This is a genomic window from Steroidobacter sp. (assembly GCF_016790065.1).
Lineage (GTDB): Bacteria > Pseudomonadota > Gammaproteobacteria > Steroidobacterales > Steroidobacteraceae > Steroidobacter.
This window is the reverse complement of the sequence record NZ_JAEUPY010000294.1, coordinates 1-1,537: the sequence shown is the minus strand read 5'-3', so window position 1 is coordinate 1,537 and position 1,537 is coordinate 1. Positions and strand designations below refer to the sequence as shown.

Genomic DNA, 1,537 nt, shown 5'->3' with positions numbered 1-1,537 from the left:
GACAGCGTCACCGGCGGCGCATTGGTTTCCAGTTGTGCCTGTAGTTGTCGGCCGGATAGCTCACCGGCTGGCACCGGCCAGCGCATGACTTGGCCCGGCAGCACATACCCGAGCAATCCCGGCGCGATGTCGATCGAGTGGTCGTCGGGAGTGGGCACCGTGCGTGACTGATTGACTAGCCGCACCTGACTCAGTCGAGCGTGGCCGGAGCCGGAATTGCGAATCTGCATGTACCGCGAGTCACCCTCCTCAACCAGTTGCCATGACAACGCCGGCCGCGCGCGCTCGGCGCCGGAAACTCGCCCCTCATCCTTGCGCCACAACCCATGGCCATAGGCGAACAGCGGCAGTGAGTAACGCATCTGCACTCGCAAGCCAACGCCGCCCGCTGACTGCGGCGACGGAATCTCGTCCACCAGGATGCGAAACGCACGCTCCTCGCCAGCGGCCAGCGGCGCGGTCAACGTGAGCCGCACCAGTTGTTTCTTGCCTGGAGCGATAGTGGTGAACGGCGGCGTGCTGATGACATGGCTCTGCGCGGCGTAGCTGTCATTGAAGTCACGCTGCTCCCAAGCGAGCACACGGATCTGCAAAGTGACGGGCGCCTTACCGACATTCTCCAGCCACAGCGTGCCGGCCTTCCGTCCCGCTTCGATGGTCGGATCGAGTGGCCAGATGAGCACGGCAGTGCCCGCGAACGCCGCTGGCACAAACATCAGGAACTGTAGCGCGTAAGCCGCCGCGATCACGAGAACTCTTAGCATCATGACCATCACCAGCTCACCGTGACTTGCACACTGTCCTGATAGTTGCCTGGCGAATAGCCACCCACCGTAGCAGGGACTCGCCCGAACACCGGTAGGTCGACGACCGCCAATGCGCCGGTCGCCGAGATCGCTACACCACGTGGCGTGTTGCCAGCGAACGGCTCCAAGCCCGCACTGTCCGCGTACAAGTCGTAAGGAACATGGTGCGTGCCGCTCATCAGTCGCCGCTGACTGCCGGTGGCGTGCATCCCGACGCCAATGGAAACATTGGCGGACAGGACGCCGACACACTGCAACCGCAGCGTACCCATAGAGAGCTGCGATCGTGCCGTTAGCGGTTGCCTGAACAAAGAGGGGTGGGCAGCGAAGTCCAACTCACCGAAATCCACGCCTGTGGCCTGCGACTGCCCTGCGACACGACAGCCGCTTTCTATGCGTGCCGTCACCTGCAGTACTCCCGTGGTAGGCGCGGCCTGCGCCGCCGCTACCGAGCTCGATCCGACGGGCGCACAGGCAAGCGCCAGCATCGCGACCGCTTCCATTTGATTGTGTGCACCTCGATGCATCGGCGCTCACCACTTCTCAGAAGGTCAGCGTTACGCTGACCAGGTCGTTGTAGCTACCGGCGGTGAGTCCCGCTTGCGGAGCAATCACGCCGTAGATGGGCAAATCGAACGTGCCGCCAGCACCCGGCACAGTGGCCGACAAATTCAGGGCGCTACCGCCGACCGTGTACTCGACGCCGCCCCCGTTGGGTTGAGTGAACAACC

At 63.5% G+C, this 1,537-nt stretch carries 3 protein-coding genes; all 3 read right to left on the bottom strand.

Annotated elements, in window-relative coordinates:
• Nucleotides 1-767 (bottom strand): molecular chaperone (locus tag JNL55_RS12520; protein ID WP_293853314.1); only part of this gene is annotated, 767 nt, incomplete at its 3' end.
• A 5-nt stretch (nt 768-772) separates the two neighbouring features.
• A complete protein-coding gene (locus tag JNL55_RS12515) occupies nt 773-1,333 on the bottom strand; it encodes a spore coat U domain-containing protein (RefSeq protein WP_293853311.1) in 561 nt (186 codons plus the stop codon).
• A gap of 16 nt (nt 1,334-1,349) precedes the next feature.
• On the bottom strand, nt 1,350-1,537 hold a 188-nt coding region (locus tag JNL55_RS12510), incomplete at its 5' end, for a spore coat protein U domain-containing protein (RefSeq protein ID WP_293853309.1).

Excerpts from the sequence above, each read along its gene's own strand:
- JNL55_RS12515 (WP_293853311.1), bottom strand. The coding sequence starts at position 1,333 with ATGCATCGAGGTGCACACAATCAAATGGAAGCGGTCGCGATGCTGGCG.